Raw genomic sequence first — 26,831 nt, 5'->3', positions numbered from 1 at the left:
CGGTACGGTCTGGTCATGCCGACGGAGCAGCGCAGCCATGTCGTGTCGATCGACCAGGGGACGACGAGCACCCGGGCCATGGTCTTCGACCGGAGGGGCCGCGTCGTGGCCGTCGACCAGATGGAGCACCGGCAGATCTTCCCGCGCGCCGGGTGGGTCGAGCACGACCCGATGGAGATCTGGCAGAACACCCGCGTCGTCGTCGGCGGGGTGCTCGGCAAGGCCAACCTCAACGCCACCCACGTCGCCGCGGTCGGCATCACGAACCAGCGCGAGACGACCGTCGTCTGGGAGCGTGCGACCGGCCGGCCGATCCACAACGCCATCGTCTGGCAGGACACCCGCACCCAGGCGATCTGCGACGAGCTGGCCCGCGACGGCGGCATCGAGCGCTTCAAGGACGTCACCGGTCTGCCGCTCGCGACGTACTTCGCGGGGCCCAAGGCGCGCTGGATCCTCGACCACGTCGACGGCGCCCGCGAACGGGCCGAGGCGGGGGAGCTGCTCTTCGGCACCATCGACACGTGGCTGCTCTGGAACCTCACGGGAGGCGCCGACGACGGTGGCGTGCACGTCACCGACGTCACGAACGCCTCGCGCACCCTCCTGATGGACCTGCGCACCCTCGACTGGGACGCGTCGGCCGCCGAGGCGATCGGTGTCCCGCTCGCGATGCTCCCCGAGATCCGCTCGTCGTCCGAGGTCTACGGCTCGTGCAAGCCGGGCATCCTCATCGACGTACCGGTCGCCGGCATCCTCGGCGACCAGCAGGCGGCGACGTTCGGCCAGGCCTGCCTCGACGTCGGCACGGCCAAGAACACCTACGGCACGGGCAACTTCATGCTCCTCAACACGGGTGAGGAGATCGTCGCGTCGAAGAACGGGCTGCTGACGACGGTCTGCTACCAGCTCGGTGACGGCAGGCCCGTCTATGCCCTCGAGGGCTCCATCGCCGTCACCGGGTCGCTCGTGCAGTGGCTGCGCGACAACCTCGGCCTCATCAAGGACGCCAAGGAGGTCGAGACGCTCGCGGCGAGCGTCGACGACAACGGCGGCGCCTACTTCGTCCCGGCCTTCTCGGGCCTCTTCGCGCCGCACTGGCGTCCCGACGCCCGCGGTGCGCTCGTCGGTCTGACCCGCTTCGTCAACAAGGCCCACATCGCCCGAGCCGCATTGGAGGCCACGGCCTTTCAGACGCGCGAGGTGCTCGAGGCGATGAACGCCGACTCGGGAGTGCCGCTCACCGAGCTGCGGGTCGACGGCGGCATGGTCGTCAACGAGACGCTGATGCAGTTCCAGGCCGACCTGCTCGGGGTCGACGTCGTGCGACCCGTCGTGGCCGAGACCACCGCTCTCGGGGCCGCGTATGCCGCCGGGCTGGCTGTCGGCTACTGGCAGAGCACCGACGAGATCCGTGAGAACTGGGGCGAGGACCGCCGGTGGACCCCCGCGATGGACGAGTCCGAGAGGGAGCGCCTCTTCCGCACGTGGAAGAAGGCCGTCGAACGCACCCTCGACTGGGTCGACGACGACACTCCCTGACGGCTCAGTCCTCGCCCTCGAGGTGCAGGACGACCTTGCGCAGCAGGCCGTTGAGGGCGACGAGCTCCTTGGCGGTCAGGCCCGAGAAGGCCTCCTGCTCACGAGCCATGCCGGCCTCGATCCCCTTCTCCCACATGGCCCGTCCCGATGGCGTCGGACGGATGAGGATGCGGCGCCGGTCGATGGGGTCGACCTCGCGGGTCGCGTGGCCCCGCTGGACGAGCCGGTCGACGCGTGACGTCATCGCGGCCCGGGTCACGCCGCACGCGTCGGCGAGCTGTGCGGGTGTCGCCTCCTCGGGGAACGGCTGGATCATCAGCGCGTGGAGCGTGTGGTAGTCCTCGATCGTGTCGTCCGTGCCGGCGTAGCTCGCGTGGTCGGCGGCCTTGAGCCGCTTGGTGATCGCCTGCATGCGCGTGACGGCACCCTCGACCTCGGGGTCCATGTCCTCGAGGAGTCCGCTCCAGCGTGCGACGTGCCGGTCGACCGAGTCCTGCCGTGCTCTCGCCATGGCGTCAGTCTCGCAGAGGTGCAGCACGGGGAGCGCAGATCCCTGACTATTCATTGACAGATAGTCAGACGTCTAACTAATGTCACGTCATGACCATGAGCGACCTGCTCCACCTCCGCGACGTCCGACTCCTGCTGGCCGGTCAGGGACTCTCGTGGGTCGGCGACGCCTTCAACCCCATCGCCCTGTCCGTGGCCGTCGTCCTGGGTGGCGGGGGTGCAGGCGAGCTCGGTGTCGTCCTCGCGAGCGCCGTGGTGGCCCGCCTCCTGTGCACCCTCGTCGGCGGCGTCTGGGCCGACCGCGTCACGCCGCACCGGATCATGGTCGGCGCCGACCTCACCCGAGCCGGCTCCGTCGCCGCCATGGCCGTCGCCTTCGCGCTCGGCGACCCGCCGGTGGCCGTGCTCGCCGGTCTGGCCGCGGTCACAGCGGGTGCGGGCGCGTTCTTCCACCCGGCCTTCGTCTCGCTGAGGCCCCTCATCGTCCCGGCTGCAGCTCTGCAGACCGCCAACGGCGCGATCAGCTTCCTCCAGTCGAGCGCCCAGGTGGGCGGCCCGGTCCTCGCCGGCCTCGTCGTCGCCCGGTTCGGCCCGGTCGCCGGCCTCACGGTCAACGCGCTGACCTTCGCCTGGTCGGCGGTCTGCGTCGCGCGGCTCCGGGCTCGCGCCGACCACGTCGCGGAGCGCACCGGCATGCTGACCGAGATCCGCGAGGGCCTCGCGGAGATCCGGAGTCGGGACTGGCTGTGGTCGAGCCTCCTCGCGGCGGCGATGTTCCACGTCGCCAGTGGGGTCTTCATCGTCCTCGTCGAGGTGACGGCCGTGCGCGACCTCGGCGGCGCCCACGCCCTCGGCCTCGTCACGGCAGCGCTCGGCGTGGGCGGGCTCGTCGGAGGGCTCGTCGCCATGCGGCTCCAGCCGCGCCGGATGCTCCTCTGGGCCTTCGCCTTCCTCGGCCTCTTCCCGCTCTTCCCGCTCGCGTTCGCCTGGCCCGGCGGGCTCGTCGCGATCATGGCGCTCGCCCTCGTCGGCCAGGCCGGACTGCTCTACTTCGACGTCGGGTGGCAGACCGCCGTCCAGCAGGGCGTGCCCCACGACCGGCTGGCCCGCGTCGTCTCGTGGGACGTGCTCATCTCGTTCGTCGCGCTGCCACTCGGCAACGTCATCGCCGGCCCGCTCAGCGCCTCCGTCGAGACGCCCGACCTCATGGTCGGCATCGCCGTCTGGATGTTCGTCGCCGGCTGCTGGCCGCTGCTGGTGCGCAGCGTCCGCGGCTTCACCCGCGCGTCAGCCCAGGGCGGCGATGGCGGCGTCGTAGTCGGGCTCCTGGCCGATGGCGGGGACGAGCTCCGTGTGCGCGACGGTGCCGTCCGCGTCGATGACGACGACCGCACGGGCGAGGAGGCCGGCGAAGCCGCCGTTCTCCATCCGTACGCCGTAGTCGTAGCCGAAGCCGGAGCGGAACGACGACGCCACGACGACGTTCTCGATGCCCTCGGCGCCGCAGAAGCGGTTCAGCGCGAACGGTAGGTCGGCCGACACGCAGACGACCGCCGCGTTGTCGAGCCCGGCGGCGATCTCGTTGAAGCGGCGCACGCTCGCCGCGCAGACGCCGGTGTCGACGCTCGGGAAGATGTTGAGGACCACGCGGCTGCCGTCGGGCAGCGTCACGTCGTCGCGCAGGTTGGTGCCGGTCAGCGTGTACGCGGGAGCGGGGGTGCCCACGGCCGGCAGGTCGCCGACGGTGTGGACGGTGGTGTCTCCGAGGGAGGTGGTGGCCATGGACGTATCTAACACGGGTCGCCTGGGGCTACCGTCGCGGCATGCCCGCTGACGGCGCGACGTGCCTCGCGACCCGCTGCTTCTGCGAGCTCGCCCGCCCCGACGGCATCGCCCAGCCGGCCGACGCGTGGTCGTCCCTGGCCTTCGTCGTGGCCGGGGTCGCCGCAGCCGTGCTCCTGGGTCCTGCCGCGCGTCCCGAGCGCGTCCTCGTCCCGCTCCTCGCGGTCTCGCTCGTCGCCGTCGGGATCGGCAGCTTCGCCTTCCACGCGACCCTGACGCTGTGGGGCCAGTTCGTCGACGTCCTCCCGATGTATGCCGTCGGCTGCGTCCTGCTCGCCGGTGCCCTCGTGCGCCTGCGCCGGGTCACGCCGCGCGTGGCCGTCCTCGGCGGGGTCTCCCTCCTCGTGGCCCTCGGCGTCCTGCTCCGGGTCTGGCCCGAGTCCCGGCGGGTGCTCTTCGCCGCCGTCCTGCTGCCCGGCATCGTCCTCGAGCTGGTGGCCGCCCGGGGCCGTGCCGGCGGCGCGCGCTGGCTGCACGTCGGGCTGGGACTGCTCGTGACCGCATACGCCCTCTGGCTGCTCGACCAGTGGGGCGTCCTCTGCGACCCGACGAGCCCGCTGCAGGGGCATGCGGCCTGGCACGTCCTCGGCGCCGTCGCCGGGTGGTGCCTCGCCCGCCACTGGGCGACCCGTAGGTTGGTGGCATGACGGAGTCGCCGCTCACGCCGGAGCAGCAGGAGCAGATCGTGGCGGTCGCGATGGACATGGCGCGCGACGGGCGCACGGCCGACCTCGTCGAGTTCCTCGACCACGGCTTCCCGCTCGACCAGCAGGACCCCGCCGGCAACACGCTCGTCATGCTCGCGGCCTACCACGGTCACCTCGACACGGTCACGAGCCTCGTGGACCGCGGCGCCGACGTCGACCGCCGCAACGACCGCGACCAGTCCCCGGTGGCCGGGGCGATGTTCAAGGGCGAGGACGAGGTCGTCCGAGTCCTCGTCGCCGCGGGCGCCGACCTCGACGCCGGGTCGCCGACCGCGCGCGCCACGGCCCAGCTGTTCGGGCAGCAGCACCTCATCGACGGAGAGGACCGAGGGTGACCGACCCGCAGGACACCGGAGCACGCTCGCGCTTCGTCATCAACCTCGTCGGCGTCATCGGCATCGTCTTCGGGGTGCTCCCGATCGTGCGCTACCTGCTCGACCTGTCGCTCTTCGAGTTCACCGTCGCGCCGTACGCGTGGCTCCAGCTCGAGGGGGCCGCGCGGTTCCTCCCGCCCGGGATGGTCCTCGTCGCGTGCATCGTCGTCGCCTACGTCCTCGAGCAGCGGCTCTCCCGCGACTGACCCGGGTCCAACCCTCGACGGTCGGTGACCGTTCAACGACGAGCCCGTGATGTGATGTGGGCATGTCGGTCCGGGCCTCCCTCCTCGCCGCGCTCGTCCTCGGGTCGAGCCTGGCGATGGCGCCCGCCCCGGCCGCTCTCGCCGCCGACCCGGTCTCGCCCGAGGCCACGACGGTGCCCGTCGGTGCCGAGCCCGACGGCACGGCCGTGCGCCTCGACGTCTCCGTGTGGCCGCAGTCGAGCGGCAAGCACCCGGTCGTCCTGCTCGCCCACGGCTTCGGCGGCACCAAGGACTCGGTGACGAGCCAGGCGAACGACCTGCACGACCGCGGCTACGTCGTCATCGCGTGGAGCGCCCGTGGGCACGGCGCGTCCGGCGGTCGCATCCACCTCAACGACCCGGCCTACGAGATCGCTGACGCGAGAACGCTGCTCGACCTCGCGGCCAAGCGCTCCGACGTCGAGCTCGACGGTCCGGGAGACCCGCGCGCCGGGGTCATGGGTGCCTCCTACGGCGGCGCCCTCGCCCTCATGCTGGCCGGCTCCGACCGGCGGGTCGACGGCGTCGTCTCGGCCATCACGTGGAACGACCTCGCCGACGCCTTCTTCCCGCAGGCCGCCGTGACGAAGCCGGCGACCACCGCTGCCGGGCGCTCGCCGATCGACGTCGTCGGACCCTTCAAGCAGGTCTGGGCGACGAACTTCTTCCTCTCGGCGCTCCGTGGCGGCCAGGGGGCGGGCACCGGAGCCGCCGACTGCGGCCGCTTCGACCCGACGATCTGCCGCCTCTTCGTCCAGGCCTCCGAGACCGGCACCGCCTCACCACAGCTGACGACGCTGCTGCGCGCGCACAGCCCGAAGCCGACGATGAACGCCGTCACCGCGCCGACCTTCCTCGTCCAGGGGGTCGGCGACTCGCTCTTCGGGCTCGACCAGGCCGACGCCAACGCGTCGGCGCTCGCCGCCTCCGGCACGCCGTATGCCGTCCGGTGGAGCGACGGCGGCCACGACGCCCCGAGCACCCACGAGGCGGAGGAGGTCGAGGCCTCCTACACGTGGCTCGACCACTACGTGCGCGACAAGGGCGCGCGCGGATCGGCCCTGCCCACAGCGGCCTTCACCTACGGCACCCCCGCCGGTCGGGCGGGTCAGCCGACGACGCTCCACACCCTCACGGCATACCCGGGGCTGTCCGGCGCGGCACTCCGGACGCGCGAGCTGCCCCTGACGACGACCTCCGGGGCGCTGCTGCACCCGCCCGGCGGACAGCCGGCCTCGCTCATCGCCGTGCCCGGCCTCGCCGCCTTGGGCGTCAGCCTCTCGACGTACCAGATCGCGGCGCTGCCCGGTCAGTCGACGGCCCTCGACACCCAGCCCGTCGCCGAGGCCGAGACGGTGGTCGGGTCGCCGACGATGCGACTCACCGTCACGTCCGACGCGCCGGACGTCACGCTCTTCGCGTCGGTGTGGCGCGTCACCGGTGGCTCGGTGACGCTGACCAACCCGCTCGTCGCGCCGGTGCGCCTCACCGTGACGCCGGGCCGGCCCACCCCCGTGACGATCTCGCTCCCGGCAGCGACCTACGACCTGCCGGCCGGCACCCGGTGGCGCGTCCTGCTGACGAGCACCGAGTCGACGTACTCCAACTCGCGGACCCCGAGCGGCATCCGCATCTCGGGGGCCTCGGCGCTCACCCTCCCGGTCGCGACCGGTGCTGCGGTCGACGGGGCCGTGGCCGGCGGCGTCGACACCGAGACCCTCCTCGCCTCCGGCGCCCTCGCGGTGCTGCTCCTCGCGGCGCTCGCCGGTTGGTTCGTGCGCCGGCGCCGCCGGATGCACCTGCCCGCGCGGCCTGACCTCGCCGACGTCCCGCTCGTCATCGAGGGACTCGTCAAGACGTACGCCGACGGCCACCGCGCCGTGGACGACGTGTCGTGGCGGGCCGAGAAGGGTCAGGTCGTCGGGCTGCTCGGCCCCAACGGCGCCGGCAAGACGACGACCATGCGGATGGTCATGGGACTCATCTCCTCCGACGCCGGCAGCGTCCACGTGCTCGGCGAGCCCGTCTCCGCCGGCTCGCGGGTGCTCGGCCGGGTCGGTGCGCTCATCGAGGGACCCGGCTTCCTGCCGCACCTCACCGGGCGCCAGAACCTCGAGGCCTACTGGTCCGCCACGGGCCGGGACCCCGAGGACGCCCACATCGCCGAGGCGCTCGACGTCGCGGCCCTCGGCGGCGCCGTCGACCGGCCGGTCAAGTCCTACAGCCACGGCATGAAGCAGCGACTGGGCATCGCCCAGGCCATGCTCGGGCTGCCCGAGCTGCTCATCCTCGACGAGCCGACCAACGGCCTCGACCCGCCCCAGATCGCGGCGATGCGCCCGATCCTGCGCCGCTACGCCGAGACCGGGCGCACCGTCGTCGTGTCGAGCCACCTGCTCGCCGAGGTCGAGATGACGTGCACCCACGTCGTCGTCATGCACGCCGGCCGGGTCATCACGCAGGGCCCCGTCGCCGAGCTCGTCGACAGCGACGACACGACGATCCTCGACCTGCCCGAGCACGTCGCCCACGACGTCGTCAGCGCCGGCGTGCACGCGCTCGAGGCCGCAGGTGGCGTCACCGAGGTGCGCGTCGACACCCCGACCCGGATCGTCGTCGTCGCCGACCGCGGCCGGGCCGAGGTCGTCGCGGCTGCCGTGTCGGCGGGGCTGCCCGTCGTCGGCGTCAGCAGCCGCCGCCACCTCGAGGAGGTCTTCCTCGGCGTCATCTCGTCGGCGTCCGCACCGGGTGCGGCCGGCGAGCCCGGAGACGAGGGCGCGTCCCTCGTCGAGCGACTGAGGCAGGTGAGGGCGCGATGAGCGAGACCCACGCAGAGGGCCCGGACGTGAGCCCCGGGGACGCGCTGCTCGACGTCATCGAGCCGGCTCCGGCAGCAGGGAGCGGCGAGATCCACCAGGTGCGCGACCCGCTGTCGTGGCGGTCCGAGTTGCGCCGGCAGTGGGGCCGGCGACGCACGATCTGGGCCTTCGGACTGCTCCTCGCGCTGCCGCTCGTCCTCGTCGGGTCGTTCGCCTTCGGCCAGCGGTCGAGCAACAGCCGTGGCGGTGCCTCGACCCGGATCTTCGACCTCGCCCAGAGCGGGGCCGCGAACTTCAGCCTCGTGCTCGTCTTCCTCGCCTCGGAGCTGCTCCTCGTGCTGCTCGCCGCCCTCTTCTGCGGCGACGCCGTGCCGTCCGAGGCGTCGTGGTCGTCGCTGCGCTACCTGCTCATCGCGCCGGTGCAGCGGGCCCGCCTGCTCACGAGCAAGCTCGCGATCGGGATCGCCTCGACCCTCGTCGCGACGGTCCTGCTGCCGGCGTGGGGCCTGCTCGTCGGCGGCGTCGCCTACGGATGGGACCCGCTGACCAACCCGCTCGGCGAGAACCTCTCGTGGGGCCAGTTCCTGCCGCGCCTGGCGCTCGCGATGGCCTACATCTTCGTGACACTGCTGCCGATCGCAGCCATCGCCTTCTGGATCGGGACCCGCTCCGACGCGCCGCTCGCCGCGGTCGGCGGCGCCGTGCTCGTCAGCATCCTGCTCAACATCCTCGACCAGCTCGACGCGCTCGACCCCTACCGCAACGCCTTCCCGGGCCACTACTCGCGGGCCTGGCAGGACGCCCTCGCCGTGTCACCGGACTACACCGACATGGTGCACGGCGCCCTGTGGGCGCTCGTGTGGGCCGTCGCCTTCACGATGCTCGCCTACCGCCGCTTCCGGCGCAGCGACATCCTCAGCTAGCCCGACGCGTACGCCCGCGGTCGCGACCGACTGAGCGAGCTCTGCGGCATACCCGCCGTGGGTGGATGGATGCGGCCAGTCACCCGACCTCGCCGCAACCATCCAGCCACGGCGGGACTGCTGCGTCGGAGCCCGACGAGGCTCAGAGCTTCGCGGCCTCGGGGATGATGCGCTCGCCGATGAGCTCGAGCACGTCGGTCTTCGACCCGTCACCGATGCCCAGCTGCACGTGTGTCACACCCAGCCCGGCGAGGTCGCGGAGGTGCTCGAGGGTGGCGTCGACGTTCTCGCCGTTCGGGCCCGGGTCGACCGGCCCCATGACGGTCTTCTCGATCTCGTCGTAGTCGCGGCCGAGAGCCTCGCAGTGGCCGCGGAGGACCTCGAGCTTGTGGGCGAGGTCGGGGCTGTCGAAGAGGTTGCAGGCCTGGGCGTACTGCGCGACCATCCGCAGCGTCTTCTTCTCGCCGCCGCCACCGATGAGGATGGGCGGGTGCGGGCGCTGCACCGACTGCGGGGAGTTGAGGGTGCTGCCGAGCCGGTAGTGCTTGCCGGCATACGGCTCGACGCTGTCGCCCCACATCTGGAGGCAGATCTGCAGCGTCTCCTCGAGGCGCTCGAAGCGCTCGGCGGTGGCGGGGAAGGGTAGGCCGAGACCGACGCACTCCTCCTCGTTCCACGCCGCGCCGATGCCGAGCATGGCGCGGCCCTTCGACAGCACGTCGAGGGTCGTGACCTCCTTGGCGAGCAGCCCGGGCTCGCGGTAGACGGCGGCCGTGACCCAGGCGAGCAGCTGCACCTTCTCGGTGACGGCCGCGAGGAAGCCGAGGGCCGTGTAGGCCTCGAGCATCTCGTGCTCCTTGGGCCCGACCATGCCGATCTGCCAGACGTGGTCCATGACCGAGAGCTTGGTGAAGCCGACGTCCTCGGCGGTCCGCGCCGTGCGGACGAGGTCGTCGACGAAGGTGGAGGAGCCGCCGCTCCACGTGAAGTTGGCGAGGTGCAGTCCGAGATGCATCCTCCGACACTACGTCCGCTCGCTGGGATCGGCGTGGGAGCAGCGCCTCGATCTCGTGCGGGATGATGGCCGGGTCCGGCGGGCGAGAACGAGGAGGCGGACGATGGCGGTCGACGTGCGGGTCGAGACGGTGATAGCCCGACCGGTGGCCGAGGTCGCGGCGTACGCCGGGGACCCGTCCCACGCTCCCGAGTGGTACGCCAACATCGACTCGGTCGACTGGCAGACGGCGCCGCCGACGGGTGTGGGCAGCAGGCTGGCTTTCGTGGCCCGTTTCCTCGGGCGACGCATCGAGTACGTCTACGAGGTCGTCGAGCTCGTTCCGGGCGAGCGGCTCGTCATGCAGACCGACGGCAGGCCGTTCCCCATGCGCACGACCTACGAGTGGGAGGACGCCGGCGACGGACGCACCCGGATGGTGCTGCGCAACACGGGGCAGCCCACCGGCTTCGCGGCGCTCGGCGCCAAGGCCATGGCCGCTGCGATGCGTGGGGCCATGACGAAGGACCTCGCGAGGATCAGGCGGATCCTGGAGTCGCGGTGACCTGGGAGCCGGAGACGGGCGGCTCGGCCGACGACGGGAAGACGATCCACTGGTCGGTCTGGCGCCAGACGTAGTCGGGCGTCACGACCGATCCGGGCGTGCCGTGGAGCACCGCGCTGCGTGCCTCGGCACCGTGCTCCTGGAGCAGGTCGAGCATCGGTGAGCTTGACGCCGAGCGCGTACGAGAGCCCGCCGCCGGGGATGAGCCCGCCACGCGCCACGGCGACGAGCACCTCCGGGCGCAAGCTCGAGTCGGCGACGAGGGTCGCGAGCTCGCGGATCGCGACGCCGAACTGCTCCCACGTCAGCACCTCCGTGTCGACGAGCGTGGAGGCGTCTGCGTGGTAGGCGATCGTCATGCGAGGAAGGCTGGTCACGTCACGTGAACGGCGTGTTTCGGGTGTCGAGGCTTCGGGCAGACTGGCCGGGTGACCCTCGACCCGAGCCGCGCCAGCCGCCCGACCCGACCGCTCCGGCCCTCCCGGCGCTCGCAGGTGCCCCCGTTCGAGGTCATGGACGTGCTCGACCGGGTGGCCGTGCTCCGGGCCGAGGGGCGCGACGTCGTGTCCCTCTGCGCCGGTGAGCCGTCGGGAGGTGCGCCGAGCCTCGTCTCGGAGGCCGCGGCACGCATCCACGGCTCGGGCCGCGCCCTGACCTACACCTCGGCGCTCGGCATCCGAGAGCTGCGCTCCGAGATCGCCGCGCACTACGGCCGGTGGTACGGCCTCGACGTCGACCCCGCCCGCGTCGCGATCACGACGGGCTCGTCGGGCGGCTTCGTGCTCGCCTTCCTCGCAGCCTTCGAGGCGGGGGACCGTGTCGCGCTCGCGCGGCCCGGCTACCCGGCCTACCGCAACATCCTCACCTCGCTCGGGTGCGAGGTCGCCCTGATCGACTGCGGCCCCGAGACCCGCTACCAGCCGACGCCCGAGCTGCTCGACGCCGCGCAGGCCGACGGGGAGCTCGCGGGGCTCATCGTCGCCTCGCCCGCCAACCCGACCGGCACGATGGTCGACCGCGCCGAGCTCGCGGCGATCACCGACTGGTGCGCGGCCCACGGCGTGCGCCTCGTCAGCGACGAGATCTACCACGGCGTCACCTATCCGGACCCCGGCGCCGCCGACCCCCGCGGTGTCTGCGCCTGGGAGACCGACGACACGTCCCTCGTCATCTCCTCCTTCAGCAAGTACTGGGGGATGACGGGCTGGCGTCTGGGCTGGATGCTGCTCCCCGCCGACCTCGTGCGCCCCGTCGACGCGCTGGCCGGCAACGTCGCGCTGTGCCCACCCGCACCGGCGCAGTATGCCGCCGTCTCGGCCTTCGCGGAGGAGTCCTACCGCGAGTGCGACGACGCGGTCGCCGAGTTCGCGCGGACGCGAAAGCTCTTGCTGGACAACGCGTCCCGCCTCGGCTGGGGTGAGTCAGCGCCGCCGGACGGCGCGTTCTACTACTGGGCCGACCTCGGGCCGCAACGGGGCCGGTGGGGCGGCTCGGCGGCATACGCCAGCGCCCTGCTCGAGGAGGTCGGCGTCGCGATCACGCCGGGCGGCGACTTCGACGACCGGGCAGGCGGCCACTCGGTGCGCCTCAGCTTCGCCGCCGGAGCGACCGCGGTCAGCGAGGCGATCGAGCGGATCGAGGCGTTCAACGCCCGCTGACCCGGATGCGTCGCCGGTCGCGTCGAAGCCCCCAATCTTTTGGGGGCTTCGATCTGGCCTCACCCCTTCCGGGTGGTCAGAGGATGAGCACTACCGCAGCGATGATCGCTCCGGCCAGGCTCAGCGTGCCGAGCACGAAGCTCGTCACTGCGCCTGCGGTCCAGTAGCCGGACCGGTCGCGGACACTCGCACCCAACAGGCCGAAGCCTGCCGTGAGCAGCACGCCGCCGGCGATCCAGCTGCCGAGGTACCAGGCCTCGCTCAGGCCCGCCAGGATCCAGCCGGCCGGCACGAGGTATGCATACGCGCCGAAGGCTGCAACCAGAAGACCCAGGGTCAAGAGCGTGTAGTCCAACGTGCGGTTGCGGAACAACCTCGGGAGACGTTCGGTCCCCACACGTTCCTTCTCAAGGAGCTGTGACATCGTCCTCACCTCCTTTCCTCGTCTCCTTCCAGCGTGGCTCACCCGGAGCGCGCGCGTCAGAGGCCTTGGTCCCGCGTCTTGCCCACCCGGGACGCGCTGAGCCGCTAGCGTCGGCCCATGGGGTGGTTCTCCGGCGCGGTGGCGTGGGTCCGCTCGCGGATCGGGAGCCAGCCGCGGCCCGAGCCGCCGGCGCCCGGCCAGCCGGCGACGGTCGACGCGCTCGTCGAGCGGATGCACGAGATCGACCGCGCCCTGCCGTCGACCGACGGTGTCGTGGCCTTCAACCGGATGTACCTCCGCGTCACCGAGCTCGTCCGTGACCGGCTCGTCGAGGGGTGGTTCGGCAACCCGGCCTTCGTGACGCGGCTCGACCTCGTCTTCGCCGGGCTCTACCTCGACGCGGTCGGCGCGGGCACTCCCGACCCGTCGTGGGCGCCGCTCTTCACGTGCCGGCTCGAGCAGGGCCGGGTGCCGATCCAGTTCGCGCTCGCCGGGATGAACGCCCACATCAACCACGACCTGCCGCTGGCCGTCGTCACGACGTGCCGCCAGCTGGGCCTGTCGCCGGACAGCCCCGGGGTCGAGGACGACTACCACCGGGTCAACGACCTGCTCGCCGCCGTCCAGGAGGACGTGCGCCGATCGTTCCTCGACGGCATCGCGCTCACCGTCGACGAGCAGTACGCCGGCCCGGTCGCCAACCTCGTCAGCGGCTGGAGCATCGCGCGCGCCCGCGACGCCGCGTGGACGAACGCCCGCGTGCTGTGGTCGCTGGAGGGCGTCGAGCCGTTGCGCACCGACTTCCTCGCCACCCTGTCGCGCACCGTGGGGATGGCCGGGCGCTACCTGCTGACGCCGGTCGCCGACCTCGCCCCGTGAGGGAGCGAGGCCGGCGAGGTCAGGCGGCGACCGGCGCCGGGGCCGGTTCGAGCGACGGCTCGGCGGCGGCTCGGTGTGCAGCCTCCCGACGCTCCTCGACGCGGCGGTCCCGGAGCGCGGCGCGCAGGCGCCACGCGCCGTAGACGGCGACGAGGCTGATGACGAGGTGCAGACCGAGGAAGCCGTTGGCGAGCCCCATCCCGAGCAGGGCGCCGGCGACGAGCGGCCCGACGGCCGAGAAGGTCGTCTGGATCGCCGTGAACGTGCCCAGCGTCGTGCCGACGAGCCCGCGGGGAGCGAGGCTCGCGGTGAGCGGGTTGAGCACGGGTGCGTACATCGTCTCGCCGACGGCGAAGATGCCGAACGTCGTGACGAAGAGGGCCGAGGCGACCTGCGGCGTGAGCTGCGCGACCGAGAGGACGACCCACGACAGGGTCCAGATGGCGCCGACGACCATGAGCAGGCTGGCCGCGTTGCGGCGCGCGGTGACCCGCACGACGACGACCTGCAGGGCCACGATGACGACGCAGTTGACGGCGGCCGCGAGACCGATGGCGGACTCGTCGACGTCGAGGACGGTGAGGGCGTATGCCGGCAGGCCGGACTCGAACTGCGCGTAGAAGCCGAGGGCCAGGGCCACCGCGACGACCGCGGTCCAGCGCAGGGCCGGCACGGCGAAGATGCGGCGCAGGGCCTCCATCGTGCCGAGCTGCGTCTCCGCCTCGCCGGCGGCGAGGTCGGGGGCCACCTCGCTCGGGGCGCCGATGCCGGCGACGTGGATGAGGACGGCCGAGATCGCGAAGCCCGCACCCGCCGCGATGAACGCGAACGTCATGCCGTCGGCGCGCGAGAGGTCGACGAACTGGCCGGCGACGAAGGCGCCGAGGGCCATGCCGATGGCCTCGGCCGTGAACTTGTAGGCGAAGACCTTGCGACGGTCGTCGCTCCCGGCCCAGCGCAGCACGAGCACCGACGCGGCGGGGCCGGCTGCGGTCAGGCCGAAGCCGAAGACGAACATGCCGACGAGGAAGGCCGGCGCCGACCCGGCCCAGACGAGGCTGCCGACGCCGACGGCGGCGAGCAGCTTGGCCACGACGGCGACGGTGACCGGGTTGTAGCGGTCGCTGAGGCGCCCGGCGAAGGGTGCGGCGACGAGCGCGCCGACCGAGAAGAGCGTGCTGGCCAGGGCGGCAGCGAGGGCGCCCCAGCCGCGGGTGTTGGCCGCATACGCGTACTGGTAGGGCAGCACGGTGCCCCATCCGAGCATGCCGATGGACGACGCGAGGATGAGCAGCTTGGTGCGCATGGGTTTCACACCCTTTCGGGGACGGGGAGGCGGACTTCGGGAGTCAACGCAGCTTCGGTATCGAATATTTCGTCATCGAAGTTCGACGTCGAAAGAGTAGCACCAGCCCACCCGGGTGCGACAATGCCTTTCCATGGCAGCGAAGCGACGACCGACCGCCCAGCAGGAGCACGCCGCGGACGTCGCGACCTACGTGGCCGCCGGCGGTGAGGAGTCCGTCCAGCGGGTCATCACCGCGGTGTTCTCCGTGACGAAGAAGCTCGACCAGTGGTACGTCCGGCAGTTCGCCGACCTCGACCTGACCCAGGGCGAGTGGTCGGTGCTCGCCTCCCTGGCCCGCGCGGGCGACACGTGCCTCACCCCGAGCCAGCTCGCCGACCTCTCCAACGTCGCCCCCTCGTCGATGACGCACCGCCTCGACAAGATGGCCGGCCGCGGCCTGCTCCAGCGCCGCCCCGACGAGTCCAACCGCACCCGCACCCTCGTCTCCCTGACGAAGGACGGGTGGGCCCTGTTCAGCGCCGCGGTCCGCGAGTCCAACGTCGTCGAGAGCGACACCCTGCGCGGGCTGTCCGACTCGGAGCGGCACGAGCTGGCCCGGCTCCTCGACATCGTCATCGCGGGGCTCGACGACATCGACGCGTAGCCCGGGCCGGCGTCGCGGGCGTAGCGTCGCCCGCATGAACGCCAACGGGCAGCCGGTCGCCCTCGTCACCGGAACCTCCTCGGGCATGGGCCTGCACACCGCCGTCGAGCTGGCCCGCCGCGGCCTCACCGTCGTCGCGACGATGCGCGACACGAGCCGGTCCGCGGCGCTGACCGATGCCGCGACCGAGGCCGGCGTCGAGCTCGACGTGCGAGCCCTCGACGTCACCGACCACGAGGCCGCCCGGCACTGCGTCGACGGGGCGCTCGCCGACCACGGCCGCCTCGACGTCCTCGTCAACAACGCCGGCCGGGGCGCCGTCGCCACCGCCGAGCAGCTGAGCCTCGACGAGATCCGCGACCAGCTCGAGGTCAACTACCTCGGGCCCGTCGCCCTGACCAAGCTCGTCCTGCCCCACATGCGCTCGGCCGGGTCCGGCACCGTGCTCACCGTGACGAGCGTCGGCGGCGCCGTCGGGCAGCCGTTCGCCGACGCCTACTGCGGCGCCAAGTTCGCCGTCGAGGGCTTCATGCAGTCGCTCGCCGTCGTCATGCTCGCCCACGGCGTGCACGTCTCGGTCATCGAGCCCGCGGCCGTCGCGAGCGACTTCGTCGGCAACGTGGCCCGTCCCGGGGGCGATCCCGCCGACCCGTATGCCGCCCAGCTCGACGCGTACCTCGCGCGGTCCGCGGGCGCCTTCGCCAACGCGCAGTCCTCCCGGGACGCCGCGGTCGCCATCGCCGACGCCGCGACGTCGGCCGAGCACCGCTTCCGCTGGCAGACCTCGGAGGGCGCGACCGCCTTCGTCGGCATGTCGCTCGCCGACACGGACGGCAGCCGCGTGCTCGGCGTGACCCGGTCCTGGATCGAGTGAGCTCCTCGTTAGAGTCGGCCCCGTGAGCTACCGCAGGCCCGTCCCGACGATCGGTGACCCGTCGTCGGCCGCCGAGCGGGCCCAGGCGCCCGACGCGTGGGCGCTGCGCGACGACCTCGCCTCGCTCGAGCGGGTCGTCGGCGCTCGCCGCGACATCCGCCGCTTCAGACCCGACCCCGTGCCCGACGACGTGCTCACCGCGGTGCTCACGGCCGGTCACCTCGGTCCGTCGGTCGGGCACAGCCAGCCGTGGCGCTTCGTCGTCGTCACCGAGGCCGCGATCCGTGACACCGCCGCCCTCATGGCCGACCGGAGCCGCCTGCGCCAGGCCGCCGGGATGACGGAGGAGTCGGCGCGCGGCCTGCTCGACCTGCGCCTCGAGGGCATCCGGGAGGCGCCCGTCGGCGTCGTCGTCGCGTGCGACCGCCGCACCCCGGCCGCCGGGGTGCTCGGTCGGGCCACCTTCCCCGACGCCGACCTCTGGTCGTGCGCGGCGGCCATCGAGAACATCTGGCTGACGGCCCGGGCCCACGGCCTCGGTCTCGGCTGGGTCACCCTCTTCGAGCCGGCCGAGCTCGCCGACCTGCTCGGCCTGCCCGACGGCGTCGAGACCCTCGGTTGGCTCTGCCTCGGCTGGCCCGACGAGCGGCCGCCCGAGCCCGGCCTCGAGCGGGCCGGCTGGAGCAGGCGCCTCCCGCTCGAGCAGGTCGTCATGCGCGAACGCTGGACCGAGCGCGACGCCCCGCCCTCCCACCTGCGTGCGCCGGAGCCGGCCGACGTCGTCGCCGCCCGCGACCGCTCCGACGACCTCCTCACGGTGCCGGGCTCGCTCGGGGTCCTCGACACCGTCCTCGACCGCGTCACCGCGCTCGCGGCCGTGGACGGTCGGGGCACCCTCGTCGTCGCGGCCGCCGACCATGCCGTGACGGCATACGGCATCTCCGCCTTCGACCCGACGGTCACTGCCGACGTCGCTCGCGCGACCCGTGAGGGCACGTCGATGGGGGCTGTCGCGGCTCGCGCTGCGGGCCTCGACGTTGAGTTCATCGACGCCGGGATCGGTTGCAGCAGAGGCGATCTCGTCACCTCCGACGCACTCGATGAGGTGGCGTATGCCGCCCTGCTCGCCCTCGGTCGCGACCGCGGTCGCGCGCTGGCGGGCGCCGGACCCGTGGCGCTCGGCGAGGTCGGTGTCGGCAACACGACCGTGGCGGCCGCACTCGCCGCAGCCCTGCTCGACGTGCCGGCCGACGACGTCGTCGGCCGCGGGTCGTCCGCCGACGCCGCGATGCTCGACCGCAAGCGCGACGTCGTGACGCAGGCGCTCGCCCGGGTCGGGCGGGTCGGCCCCGACGAGGCCGTCCGTCGCCTCGGCGGGGGAGAGCTCGCCGTCCTCACCGGGATCGTGCTCGGGGTGGCCGAGTCCGGAGGGGTCGTGGTGCTCGACGGCCTCGCCACGTCGGTGTGTGCGCTCGCCGCCGTGCGCCTCGAGCCGGCGGTCGCGGCGCACCTCGTCGCCGGCCAGCGGTCACGTGAGAAGGCCCACGCCCTCGTGCTCCGCGAGCTGGGTCTCGAGCCCCTCCTCGACCTGCGGATCCGTGCGGGCGAGGGCGTCGGTGCGGCCCTCGCGACCGGCCTCGTCAAGGACGCGCTGGCGCTGCGGACCGGCGTCGCGCGCACCTCCACGGTTTGAGTCCGACGGCGGGACCCCTCTAGTTTTGTGTGGTTGTCCAACCATCGAACTGCCCCCACGAGGGGCTGGGAGACTCGCATGACCACACAGACCCAGGACCGACCACCGACTCCCGACTCGGGCGCCAGCGCCGACGACCGGGCCTTCCTCGGGCACCCCAAGGGACTGTCGACCCTCTTCTTCGTCGAGCTGTGGGAGCGCTTCTCCTACTACGGGATGCGCGCCATCCTGCTCTACTTCCTCATCGACACCGTGGCCAACGGCGGCCTCGGCATCGACGAGACCACCGGCACCGCCGTCGTCGCGATCTACGGCGCGTCCGTCTACCTCCTGTCGATCATCGGCGGCTTCACCGCCGACCGGCTCTTCGGCGCCCGCCGCTCGACGCTCTACGGCGCGGTCGTCATCATGGCCGGCCACGTCTGCCTCGCCGTCCCGGCCGCGGCGACCGCCTGGCTCGGCATCGCGCTCGTGGCCCTCGGCACCGGTCTGCTCAAGCCCAACGTCTCCGCCATGGTGGGCACGCTCTACAAGCCCGAGGACGCACGTCGCGACGGCGGCTTCTCGATCTTCTACATGTCGATCAACATCGGCTCGTTCTTCTCGCCGCTCGTCGTCGGGTGGCTGCGTGAGCACTACGGCTACCACGCCGGCTTCTCGGCCGCGGCCGTCGGCATGGCCATCGCCATCGTGTGGTTCGTCCTCGGTCGCAAGGCCCTCGGCCCCGCTGTCGACGACGTGCCCAACCCGCTCTCGCCCGAGGAGCGCGGCCGCGTGTCGGCCCTCGCCGTCGGCGCCGTCGTCGCCTTCGCGGTCATCGTCGTGCTCGCCGGCCTGTGGCGCGACACCGTCCTCGACCAGGTCATCGACGCGATCTCGATCGTCGCCGTGCTGACGCCCATCGCGTACTTCACGATGATGTTCCGCAGCCCCAAGGTCGAGCGCGAGGAGAAGTCGCACCTCGCCGCCTACCTCCCGCTGTGGATCGGCGCGATGCTCTTCTGGATGATCTTCGAGCAGGCCGCCGGCAAGATGGCGATCTTCGCCGCCGAGAACACCGTCAAGGAGACGGCGGGCATCACCATCAACCCCGAGTGGTTCCAGTCGATCAACCCGCTCGCCATCGTCCTGCTCGCGCCGGTCTTCGGCTGGATCTGGACCAAGCGCGCCGGACGCTCGCCCTCGACGCCGATGAAGTTCGTCCTCGGTGTCACGATCATCGGCCTCTCGGCCCTCGCCATGTCGTGGGCCTTCGCGACGTTCCAGGACAACACGGCGCCCGTCTACATCCTCGGCGGCGTCTTCGTCATGCAGACCGTCGCCGAGCTGTGCCTCTCGCCGGTGGGACTCTCGGCCACGACCCGTCTCGCGCCGCGCGCCTTCGCGAGCCAGGCCATGGCGCTGTGGTTCCTCGGCAGCGCCGCGGGCCAGGCCATCGCCGCGCAGCTCATCCAGGCGATGGGCGGCCTCAGCGACGCGGTGTACTACCTCGTCAACGGCGTCATCACCCTCGTCGTCGCCGGCGTGCTCCTGGCGCTCGTGCCGTGGATCCGTCGCAAGATGTCGACGGCCGAGCTGCACGCCACCGACCGCGTCGCCAGCAGCGACCGCGCCGACAGCGTCTCGGTGCACTGACGTGATCGTCAGCCTCGCCGGCGTCACCCCGGTGGTCCACGAGACCGCCTGGGTGGCGCCGAGCGCCGACCTCGTCGGGGCCGTCGACCTCCGCGCGGGCTCGAGCGTCTGGTACACCGCCGTGCTCCGTGCGGACTTCGACCCGATCGTGCTCGGCGAGGGCAGCAACCTGCAGGACGGTGTCGTCGTGCACACCGATGCCGGACACCCGACGAGCATCGGCGCCGGCGTGTCGGTCGGCCACCGTGCCGTCCTCCACGGCTGCACCGTCGAGGACGACTGCCTCGTCGGGATGGGTGCCATCGTGCTCAACGGAGCACGCATCGGCGCGGGCAGCCTCATCGCCGCGGGCGCCGTCGTGCCCGAGGGTGCCGTCATCCCGCCCCGGTCGCTCGTCGCCGGCGTGCCGGGGAAGATCCGCCGCGAGATCGACGAGCCGGGGCTCGCGCGCATCCGCGCCAACGCCGAGGTCTACGTCGAGCTCGCCCGCCGCCACCGCGACGCCACCAGCGCCTGAGCGCGCGCACGCGCGGCGGCGGGCCACCCGGCATACCCTCCGCTGGACGGAGGTGATGTCGCGAGCGATGTCGGTGCCGGCATCACCTCGAACGGCGGTTCAGCGGAGGAGCAGGACCGCGGCGACGACGCCTGCGACGACGACGAGCACCCGGAAGAGGGTCGGCGGCAGGCGGCGTCCGACGCGGGCGCCGACGTAGCCGCCGACGACCGAGCCGGCCGCGAGCAGCCCGATGGCCTGCCAGTCGAGGTCGGCGACGGCGATGAAGATGAGCCCGGCGACGACGTTGCCGGCGAAGATCGCGAGGGTCTTGAGGGCGTTGACGACCCGCAGGTCGATGTCGAGCCCGAGCCCGAGGACGGCGACCATCATGACGCCGGAGCCCGCCCCGAAGTAGCCGCCGTAGACGCCGGTCAGCAGGGCGAAGAAGGTCGTCACCGGCCCCATCCGGGTGCGTGGCCCGACGTCCTTGCCGCCGCGCGACCGGAGCCAGCGGGCGACCCACGGCTGCACGCCGACGAGCAGGCAGGTGAAGAGGATGAGCCACGGCGCGACGGCCTCGAAGACGCTGGACGGCAGGGCCAGCAGCAGCACCGCGCCGCCGACGGCACCCAGCGCGCACGTGACGACGACGGTCCACGTGATGCGCGGGTGCTCGCGCAGTTCGGCCCGGTAGCCGAACGACCCGCTGACGCCCGCGGGCACGAGGCCGACGGTGTTGGAGGCGTTGGCCACGACGGGTGGCAGCCCGACGGCGAGCAGGACGGGGAAGCTGAGCAGCGAGGCCACCCCGACGGTCGTGGTGAGGATGCCGGCGCCGAGACCTGCGCCGAGGACGGCGAGCATCTCGAGGGGCGTCACGACCCGTCTCGCAGCACCGCCACGTCACTGACCATGACGACGTGGGCGTGCATCGCCGCGGCGGCCGCCTCCGGGTCGCCGGAGCGGATGGCGTCGGCGATGGCGCGGTGCCCGACGAGCGAGTCGGCAGGGCGGCCGGGCTGGCTCAGCGACTCGATGCGGGTCTCGCGCACGAGGTCGCGGATCTCGTCCATGAGCCGGGCGAGCAGCAGCGAGTGGGCGGCCGCGGTGACGGCGCCGTGGAAGCGCTCGTCGCCCTCGACCCCGCGCCCGCCGGCCTCGACGTCGCGGGCCATCTCCTCGATGGCCTCGTCGATGCGGGCGAGGTCGTCGGCGGTGCGTCTGGCTGCGGCGAGGGCGGCGATCTTCGTCTCGAGGGCGTCACGCGTGTCGATGATCTCGGGCAGCCGGTGGGCGTGCGCGCGGATGGCCTCGACGATCCGCCGCGGTCCGGGGGCGTCCGACAGGACCGTGCCGTCGCCGTGCCGGACCGTGACGACACCGATGACCTCGAGCGCGACGAGGGCCTGGCTGAGTGTGGCGCGGCTGACGCCGAGGCGCTGGGCGAGCTCGCGCTCGGGAGGCAGCCGGTCGCCCGTCGTGAGACCGTTCGAGTCGATCCACGCGGTGATCTGCTCGGCCACCTGCTCGTAGAGCCGGGTGCGCGTGAGGCGGGACATGCCCGATGTCGACATGGGGTCACTCTATTGACAGTCGGCCCACTGACCTATTGGCTAGGCCACTGAGCCAGCCATGAGCCTCGTCACAAGGGCGTGGAACCAGGCGCGCTGGCCGCGACCGACGGAGGACACGCATGGGACCGGAATGGGTCTCGATCATCGCGCTCGTCGCACTCTTCGTGATCGGCACGCTGCTGCCGATCAACATGGGAGCCCTCGCCTACGTGGCGGCCTGGCTCGTCGGGGTCTACTCGCTCGGCCTCAGCGAGAAGGAGATCCTCGGTGGCGTCAGCGGTGACCTCATCCTCACCCTGATCGGGGTCACGTACCTCTTCGCCATCGCCAAGAACAACGGCACCGTCGACCTCATCGTCAGATCCGCGGTCAAGGCGGTCGGGGGGCGCGTGGCACTCATCCCGTGGGTGATGTTCTTCGTGACGGCGCTGCTCACCGCCATCGGCGCTGCGAGCCCTGCGGCCTGCGCCATCATCGGCCCGATCGCCCTCGGCTTCGCCGGGCGCTACAAGATCAACCCGCTCCTCATGGGCATGTTCGTCGTGCACGGCGCCCAGGGCGGCGGCTTCTCGCCGATCAGCATCTACGGCACGATCACGAACTCCGTCATGAAGGACAACGGCCTCCCGTCGAGCGAGATGACCGTCTTCCTCGCGAGCCTGGCGGTCAACGTCCTCATGGCCGTCATCCTCTTCCTCGTCCTCGGTGGCCGGCGCCTCATGAACCAGCGCGCCGACGACCTCGACGACGTCGACGGCCCGATGGGCGGCGACTCGATCTCCGAGGACCTCCACCGCGGCGGCGTCGGCGTCGCCACGCGCGGTACCGGCACGATGACCGCGACCCGCACCCAGGCGCTCGGCGTCAAGCGCGACCAGGTGCTGACGCTCGTCGCCTTCACGCTCGTGGCCCTCATCGCGCTGGCCTTCGACAAGAACATCGGCTTCGTCTCGATCACGGCCGCCGTCATCCTCGCGATGTTCGCGCCGACCCAGCACAAGGACGCCATCAAGCAGGTCGCGTGGCCGACCGTCCTCCTCGTCGCGGGCGTGAGCACGTATGCCGCCGTGCTGACCGAGGCGAAGGCGCCCGAGTTCGTCGGCAACTGGGCTGCAGGCCTCGGCGCCGCCGTCATCGGGGCGCTCGTGCTCTGCTACGTCGGTGGCGTCGTCTCGGCGTTCGCGTCGTCGACGGCCCTGCTGCCCGTCATCATCCCGATCGCCGTGCCGCTCATCGCCAACGGCGGCATCGGCGCTGCGGCGTTCGTCGCCGCGCTCGCGATCAGCTCGACGATCGTCGACGTGAGCCCGTTCTCGACGAACGGCGCCCTGATGCTGGCCAACCGGCCCGACAGCATCAGCGAACCGGTGTACTACAAGCAGATCCTCACCTACAGCGTCATCGTGGTCGTCGCCGGCCCGTTGCTCGTGTGGGCCGCCCTGATCCTCCCCGGATGGTGACCGAATGACCGCTCATGGACCCCTCTCCGACATCGTCGTCGTCGACCTCTCCCGTGCCCTCGCGGGACCGCACGCGACGATGATGCTGGCCGACCAGGGCGCGCGCGTCATCAAGGTCGAGGCCCCCGGCCGCGGGGACGACACCCGCGGCTGGGGCCCGCCCTTCGTCGGCGAGGAGGGCGCGCGCGAGTCGACGTACTTCCTGTCGGCCAACCGCAACAAGGAGTCGATCACCCTCGACCTCAAGGACGAGGCGGACCGCGACGTGCTGCTCGCGCTCGTCGACCGGGCCGACGTGCTCGTCGAGAACTTCCGCACCGGTGTGCTCGAGCGGCTCGGCCTCGGCATCGACTCGCTCATGGAGCGCAACCCGCGGCTCGTCGTGCTGTCGATCACCGGTTTCGGCCACGACGGGCCCGAGGGCGGCCGCGCCGGCTACGACCAGATCGCCCAGGGCGAGGCCGGCGTCATGTCGCTGACCGGCTCCGGACCCGACGACCCGCAGCGCGTCGGCGTGCCGATCGCCGACCTGCTCTCCGGGATGTACGGGGCCTACGGCGTCGTCGCCGCCCTCAACGAGCGGCACCGCACCGGGACGGGCTCCGTCGTGCGCACCTCCCTGCTCGCAGCGGTCGTCGGCGTGCACGCGTTCCAGGGCACGCGCTGGACCGTGGCCGGAGAGGTCGGCCGATCGGCCGGGAACCACCACCCGTCGATCAGCCCGTACGGCCTCTTCCACTGCCGCGACGGCTTCGTCCAGATCGCCGTCGGCAGCGAGGGCCTCTGGCAGCGGCTCTGCGCGGCGTTCGGCCTCGACCCGGCCGCCGAGGGACTCGCGACGAACGCCGAGCGCGTCGCCGAGCGCGAGCGGGTCATCGAGGTCGTCGAGGCGGCCTTCGCCGACTGGGACGCCGAGCCGCTGCTCGCCCGGCTCGCCGAGGTCGGCGTGCCCGCCGGCAAGGTGCGCAGCCTCGACGAGGTGTATGCGTGGGACCAGACCGCGAGCCAGGGCCTGCTCGTCGAGGTCGAGCACCCGACCCTCGGGCCGCTGACCCTGCCGGGTCCGCCACTGCGGTTCTTCGACGGTGACGGCACCGAGGTGACGCGCCGCGACCATGACGCACCACCGACTCTCGACGAGGACGGTGCGGCCATCCGCGCCTGGCTCAAGGAGGAGTGATGGCGCGCCGACCGTGGACCGCGCACGAGCTGCTCGACCTCGTGCTCGACTCCGGCTCCTTCGAGTCGTGGGACGAGCCGATCGACATCAGCGGCCAGCCCGAGGACTACCGCCGCCAGCTCGAGGCGGCGGCGGCCAGGGCCGGGACCGACGAGTCCGTGCTCACCGGGCGCGGCCTCGTCCGCGGCCGGCCCGTGGCCGTCGTCGTCAACGAGTTCCGCTTCCTCGCCGGCTCGATCGGTCGGGCCGCGGCCCAGCGGATCACCGCCGCCGTGCGGCGCGCGACCGCCGAGGGTCTGCCCGTGCTCGCCTCGACGGCCTCCGGTGGCACCCGCATGCAGGAGGGGACCCCGGCGTTCATCGAGATGGTCGAGATCTCGCGGGCGCTCATGGCGCACCGCGCCGCCCGGCTGCCCTACCTCGTACACCTGCGGCACCCGACGACCGGAGGGGTGTACGCGTCGTGGGGGTCCCTCGGGCACGTGACCGTCGCCGAGCCCGGAGCGCTCGTCGGCTTCCTCGGGCCGAAGGTCTACGAGGCGCTCAACGGCGTGCCCTTCCCGGCCGGCGTGCAGACCGCCGAGAACCTCGCCGCCAAGGGGGTGCTCGACGCGGTCGTGGCCGCCGAGGACCTGCCGATGCTCGTCGACCGGGCCCTGGGCGTCCTCGTCGACGGCCCGACCCTGCCGCGTCTCGACCACCGTGCCGGCGAGCCGAGCCGGCACCTGTCCGCCTGGGAGTCCATCGAGGTCACTCGCCGTCCGGACCGCGCCGGCGTTCGTGAGCTGCTGCGCTACGGCGCGACCGGCACCCTGCGGCTGCGGGGCACCGACGAGGGCGAGCGGGACTCCACGATGCTCGTCGCGCTGACGCGCCTCGACGGACAGCCCTGCGTCCTCGTCGGACAGGACCGGGCGCGGCAGTCGCCGACGTCGCCGATGGGGCCGGGCGCGCTGCGTGAGGCCCGGCGCGCCATGCGCCTCGCCGAAGAGCTGGGTATGCCGCTCGTCACCGTCATCGACACCCCTGGCGCCGAGCTGTCGGCGCACGCCGAGGAGGGCGCGATCGCGGGCGAGATCGCCCGGTGCATCGCGACCCTGACGACGATGACCGTGCCGACGGTGTCGGTCGTCCTCGGGCAGGGTTGCGGGGGAGGGGCACTCGCGCTGCTGCCGGCCCGCGAGGTCATCGCCGCCGAGCACGCCTGGCTCTCGCCACTCCCGCCCGAGGGCGCGAGCGCCATCGTCCACGGCGACGTGGCGCACGCCGCTGAGATGGCCGAGCTCCAGCAGGTGGGCGTCCTCGATCTCGCCGCGCGGGGGATCGTCAGCCGCATCGTGCCCGAGCCTGCCGACGACACGGCCGCCTCGCTGGCGCTCGCGGTCGTCGCCGAGTGCGCGGCCGCGCTGCGTCGCCAGACCCATGGCGAGGCCCACGTCCTCGCCGGCTAGGGCACCCGGAGCGAGGTCGGGGAGAGGAACGGGCGAAGGGGGCTGTCGACGCCCAGGTCGGGCCACCGCCGGGCGACGCCGGCCAGCAGGTCGGCGACCTGGACCCGCGCGTCGTCGCGGGAGTCGACCGTGACGAGCCCGGCGAGCGGTGACACGCCGCCGTGGCCGCCGCCGTGGCCGCCGTCGTCGGTGCCGTCGTCGGTGCCGTCCGACAGGGCCTGCTGGAGGCGCCGGAGCCGGTCGGCGGTCAGGGCGCTCTGCTCGTCATGGACCACGAGCACCTGCCGTCGACCGTCGCTCCACGTCAGGACGGTGTCGGCGAGGGCTGTCAGCAGGGGCTCGAGCGGTGGTGGGATCGTGCGGTCGTCGTGGACGAGCCGCGTCACGACGCCACGCACCCTGGTCCGGGTCAACGCCGCGAGAACGGCCCGGGCCTCGGGGTCCACCCCGGGCGCGAGCGCGTCCCTGGCCTGGAAGAAGGTCTCGAGCACCCTGCGGTCGACGTGGTGTCGGCGCTTGGTGCGGACGAGGTCGACGAAGGCCGCGAGGAAGGCCAGCCACTCCGGTGCGCGTGACCGGCCGCACCGGTGGAGCGCGATGGCGGCGGGTCGCTGGTGCGCCGTCAGGCGGGTGCCGGCCGCCCACGACGGCTCCGAGAGGAAGAGGTCGACGACGCGGGTCGCGAGGAAGTACTCCTTGTCGACGACCTCGACGTGGGCACGGCCCTCGAGGCGCGAGAGCAGCCACACCAGGGCCTCGTCCGCGTGGCGGCCGCGGAGCAGCTGTCCGGACTTGAGCTCGTCGAGGGACCAGCGTGAGTCGCTCCTGAGCGCATCGACGAGCTCCGTCGCCTCGGTGAGGCTGAGGTCGGTGCTGGCGTGCGTGAACACCGGCGTCGCGGGGTCGAGCAGGTTGCTGCCCGAGAAGCCCGACTCGTCGCAGGCGATCTCGACGACGGCGCCGGCGAGATCGCCTACGGGCGGCAGGCCGCCCTGCAGGGGAGGTCTCGATGCGCCGGCCACGCGGCCCAT

General features: G+C 72.6%; 27 protein-coding genes and 1 pseudogene. 19 read left to right on the top strand and 9 right to left on the bottom strand.

Annotation, left to right across the window (positions count from 1 at the left end):
• The first annotated feature begins 15 nt into the window (after positions 1-15).
• Complete coding sequence (gene glpK, locus ASE25_RS21885) at positions 16-1,542, top strand: glycerol kinase GlpK (RefSeq protein ID WP_056827467.1); 1,527 nt, start codon at positions 16-18, stop codon at positions 1,540-1,542.
• Positions 1,543-1,546: 4 nt separating this feature from the next.
• Here the strand turns inward: glpK and ASE25_RS21880 are convergent, their stop codons facing one another.
• A complete protein-coding gene (locus ASE25_RS21880; protein ID WP_056827542.1) occupies positions 1,547-2,053 on the bottom strand; it encodes a MarR family winged helix-turn-helix transcriptional regulator in 507 nt (168 codons plus the stop codon).
• A gap of 89 nt (positions 2,054-2,142) precedes the next feature.
• Here ASE25_RS21880 and ASE25_RS23600 point away from each other — a divergent pair.
• Positions 2,143-3,285, top strand: a pseudogene (locus ASE25_RS23600) (MFS transporter); the annotation flags it as partial.
• Between the two features lie 54 nt (positions 3,286-3,339).
• On the opposite strand, the gene tpx reads toward ASE25_RS23600, so the two are convergent.
• Positions 3,340-3,834 (bottom strand): thiol peroxidase, encoded by a 495-nt coding sequence (gene tpx, locus ASE25_RS22585; RefSeq protein ID WP_082619691.1) that lies wholly within the window; start codon positions 3,832-3,834, stop codon positions 3,340-3,342.
• Between the two features lie 41 nt (positions 3,835-3,875).
• Between tpx and ASE25_RS21865 the strand changes: the two genes are divergently transcribed.
• The 5 genes from ASE25_RS21865 (at position 3,876) to ASE25_RS21845 (ending at position 8,962) form a co-directional block, all read left to right on the top strand.
• The gene (locus ASE25_RS21865) at positions 3,876-4,541 is read left to right on the top strand and encodes a ceramidase domain-containing protein (RefSeq protein WP_056827464.1); all 666 of its coding nucleotides are present in this window, start codon (positions 3,876-3,878) and stop codon (positions 4,539-4,541) included.
• Positions 4,538-4,936: an ankyrin repeat domain-containing protein gene (locus ASE25_RS21860; RefSeq protein ID WP_056827462.1), complete on the top strand. Its 399-nt coding sequence runs from the start codon at positions 4,538-4,540 to the stop codon at positions 4,934-4,936. The genes ASE25_RS21865 and ASE25_RS21860 overlap by 4 nt, the downstream gene beginning before the upstream one ends.
• Positions 4,933-5,181, top strand: coding sequence for a hypothetical protein (locus ASE25_RS21855; RefSeq protein ID WP_056775623.1), 249 nt, complete (start codon positions 4,933-4,935; stop codon positions 5,179-5,181). Before ASE25_RS21860 ends, ASE25_RS21855 begins: the two co-directional genes overlap by 4 nt.
• Before the next feature lie 62 nt (positions 5,182-5,243).
• A complete protein-coding gene (locus ASE25_RS21850; RefSeq protein ID WP_235508800.1) occupies positions 5,244-8,039 on the top strand; it encodes an alpha/beta fold hydrolase in 2,796 nt (931 codons plus the stop codon).
• Positions 8,036-8,962 (top strand): ABC transporter permease, encoded by a 927-nt coding sequence (locus ASE25_RS21845; RefSeq protein ID WP_056775616.1) that lies wholly within the window; start codon positions 8,036-8,038, stop codon positions 8,960-8,962. Before ASE25_RS21850 ends, ASE25_RS21845 begins: the two co-directional genes overlap by 4 nt.
• A gap of 142 nt (positions 8,963-9,104) precedes the next feature.
• On the opposite strand, the gene ASE25_RS21840 is transcribed toward ASE25_RS21845, so the two are convergent.
• Positions 9,105-9,977, bottom strand: a complete 873-nt coding sequence (locus tag ASE25_RS21840) for an LLM class F420-dependent oxidoreductase (RefSeq protein WP_056775613.1) — start codon at positions 9,975-9,977, stop codon at positions 9,105-9,107.
• Between the two features lie 103 nt (positions 9,978-10,080).
• On the opposite strand from ASE25_RS21840, the gene ASE25_RS21835 reads away from it, so the two are divergent.
• Positions 10,081-10,521: an SRPBCC family protein gene (locus ASE25_RS21835; protein WP_056827458.1), complete on the top strand. Its 441-nt coding sequence runs from the start codon at positions 10,081-10,083 to the stop codon at positions 10,519-10,521.
• Here ASE25_RS21835 and ASE25_RS23855 read toward each other — a convergent pair.
• Complete coding sequence (locus ASE25_RS23855) at positions 10,496-10,678, bottom strand: hypothetical protein (protein ID WP_056827457.1); 183 nt, start codon at positions 10,676-10,678, stop codon at positions 10,496-10,498. The genes ASE25_RS21835 and ASE25_RS23855 overlap by 26 nt on opposite strands.
• Before the next feature lie 2 nt (positions 10,679-10,680).
• On the opposite strand from ASE25_RS23855, the gene ASE25_RS23850 reads away from it, so the two are divergent.
• Positions 10,681-10,869 carry a hypothetical protein gene (locus tag ASE25_RS23850; protein ID WP_369793530.1) on the top strand — a complete coding sequence of 63 codons (189 nt, stop codon included), beginning with the start codon at positions 10,681-10,683 and terminating at the stop codon, positions 10,867-10,869.
• A 164-nt stretch (positions 10,870-11,033) separates the two neighbouring features.
• Positions 11,034-12,179, top strand: a complete 1,146-nt coding sequence (locus ASE25_RS21825) for an aminotransferase class I/II-fold pyridoxal phosphate-dependent enzyme (RefSeq protein WP_235508806.1) — start codon at positions 11,034-11,036, stop codon at positions 12,177-12,179.
• A 76-nt stretch (positions 12,180-12,255) separates the two neighbouring features.
• Here ASE25_RS21825 and ASE25_RS21820 read toward each other — a convergent pair whose 3' ends face one another.
• Positions 12,256-12,603: a hypothetical protein gene (locus tag ASE25_RS21820; protein WP_157623576.1), complete on the bottom strand. Its 348-nt coding sequence runs from the start codon at positions 12,601-12,603 to the stop codon at positions 12,256-12,258.
• 117 nt (positions 12,604-12,720) lie between these two features.
• On the opposite strand from ASE25_RS21820, the gene ASE25_RS21815 reads away from it, so the two are divergent.
• On the top strand, positions 12,721-13,482 hold the full coding sequence (locus ASE25_RS21815) for a DUF5995 family protein (protein WP_056827451.1): 762 nt from the start codon (positions 12,721-12,723) through the stop codon (positions 13,480-13,482).
• Positions 13,483-13,501: 19 nt separating this feature from the next.
• On the opposite strand, the gene ASE25_RS21810 is transcribed toward ASE25_RS21815, so the two are convergent.
• Entirely contained in the window at positions 13,502-14,788 is a 1,287-nt protein-coding gene (locus ASE25_RS21810; RefSeq protein ID WP_056827450.1) for an MFS transporter, read from the bottom strand.
• Positions 14,789-14,921: 133 nt separating this feature from the next.
• Between ASE25_RS21810 and ASE25_RS21805 the strand changes: the two genes are divergently transcribed.
• The 5 genes from ASE25_RS21805 (at position 14,922) to ASE25_RS21785 (ending at position 20,153) form a co-directional block, all read left to right on the top strand.
• Positions 14,922-15,434 (top strand): MarR family winged helix-turn-helix transcriptional regulator, encoded by a 513-nt coding sequence (locus ASE25_RS21805; RefSeq protein ID WP_056827448.1) that lies wholly within the window; start codon positions 14,922-14,924, stop codon positions 15,432-15,434.
• Between the two features lie 34 nt (positions 15,435-15,468).
• Positions 15,469-16,308 (top strand): SDR family NAD(P)-dependent oxidoreductase, encoded by an 840-nt coding sequence (locus tag ASE25_RS21800; RefSeq protein WP_056827445.1) that lies wholly within the window; start codon positions 15,469-15,471, stop codon positions 16,306-16,308.
• A gap of 22 nt (positions 16,309-16,330) precedes the next feature.
• A complete protein-coding gene (gene bluB, locus ASE25_RS21795) occupies positions 16,331-18,001 on the top strand; it encodes a 5,6-dimethylbenzimidazole synthase (RefSeq protein ID WP_056775587.1) in 1,671 nt (556 codons plus the stop codon).
• A 78-nt stretch (positions 18,002-18,079) separates the two neighbouring features.
• Positions 18,080-19,636 carry a peptide MFS transporter gene (locus tag ASE25_RS21790; protein WP_056775584.1) on the top strand — a complete coding sequence of 519 codons (1,557 nt, stop codon included), beginning with the start codon at positions 18,080-18,082 and terminating at the stop codon, positions 19,634-19,636.
• 1 nt (position 19,637) lies between these two features.
• Positions 19,638-20,153 (top strand): gamma carbonic anhydrase family protein, encoded by a 516-nt coding sequence (locus ASE25_RS21785; protein ID WP_056827443.1) that lies wholly within the window; start codon positions 19,638-19,640, stop codon positions 20,151-20,153.
• Positions 20,154-20,252: 99 nt separating this feature from the next.
• On the opposite strand, the gene ASE25_RS21780 is transcribed toward ASE25_RS21785, so the two are convergent.
• Together ASE25_RS21780 and ASE25_RS21775 are read right to left on the bottom strand one after the other, a co-directional pair.
• Positions 20,253-21,014, bottom strand: a complete 762-nt coding sequence (locus ASE25_RS21780; protein WP_056827442.1) for a sulfite exporter TauE/SafE family protein — start codon at positions 21,012-21,014, stop codon at positions 20,253-20,255.
• Positions 21,011-21,709: a FadR/GntR family transcriptional regulator gene (locus ASE25_RS21775; RefSeq protein ID WP_056827440.1), complete on the bottom strand. Its 699-nt coding sequence runs from the start codon at positions 21,707-21,709 to the stop codon at positions 21,011-21,013. The genes ASE25_RS21780 and ASE25_RS21775 overlap by 4 nt, the downstream gene beginning before the upstream one ends.
• 119 nt (positions 21,710-21,828) lie before the next feature.
• Between ASE25_RS21775 and ASE25_RS21770 the strand changes: the two genes are divergently transcribed.
• The 3 genes from ASE25_RS21770 to ASE25_RS21760 are packed head-to-tail and all read left to right on the top strand — an operon-like array spanning position 21,829 to position 25,800.
• The gene (locus tag ASE25_RS21770; protein ID WP_056775570.1) at positions 21,829-23,169 is read left to right on the top strand and encodes an SLC13 family permease; all 1,341 of its coding nucleotides are present in this window, start codon (positions 21,829-21,831) and stop codon (positions 23,167-23,169) included.
• A 4-nt stretch (positions 23,170-23,173) separates the two neighbouring features.
• A complete protein-coding gene (locus ASE25_RS21765; RefSeq protein ID WP_056827438.1) occupies positions 23,174-24,349 on the top strand; it encodes a CaiB/BaiF CoA-transferase family protein in 1,176 nt (391 codons plus the stop codon).
• Positions 24,349-25,800 carry a carboxyl transferase domain-containing protein gene (locus ASE25_RS21760; RefSeq protein ID WP_056827436.1) on the top strand — a complete coding sequence of 484 codons (1,452 nt, stop codon included), beginning with the start codon at positions 24,349-24,351 and terminating at the stop codon, positions 25,798-25,800. Before ASE25_RS21765 ends, ASE25_RS21760 begins: the two co-directional genes overlap by 1 nt.
• Here ASE25_RS21760 and ASE25_RS21755 read toward each other — a convergent pair.
• On the bottom strand, positions 25,797-26,831 hold the full coding sequence (locus tag ASE25_RS21755) for a DUF3800 domain-containing protein (protein ID WP_056827435.1): 1,035 nt from the start codon (positions 26,829-26,831) through the stop codon (positions 25,797-25,799). The genes ASE25_RS21760 and ASE25_RS21755 overlap by 4 nt on opposite strands.

It is taken from the genome of Terrabacter sp. Root85, assembly GCF_001429185.1.
Taxonomy (GTDB): domain Bacteria; phylum Actinomycetota; class Actinomycetes; order Actinomycetales; family Dermatophilaceae; genus Terrabacter.
The sequence above is the reverse complement of the archived record's forward strand: the minus strand, read 5'-3'. Positions and strand labels throughout refer to the sequence as shown.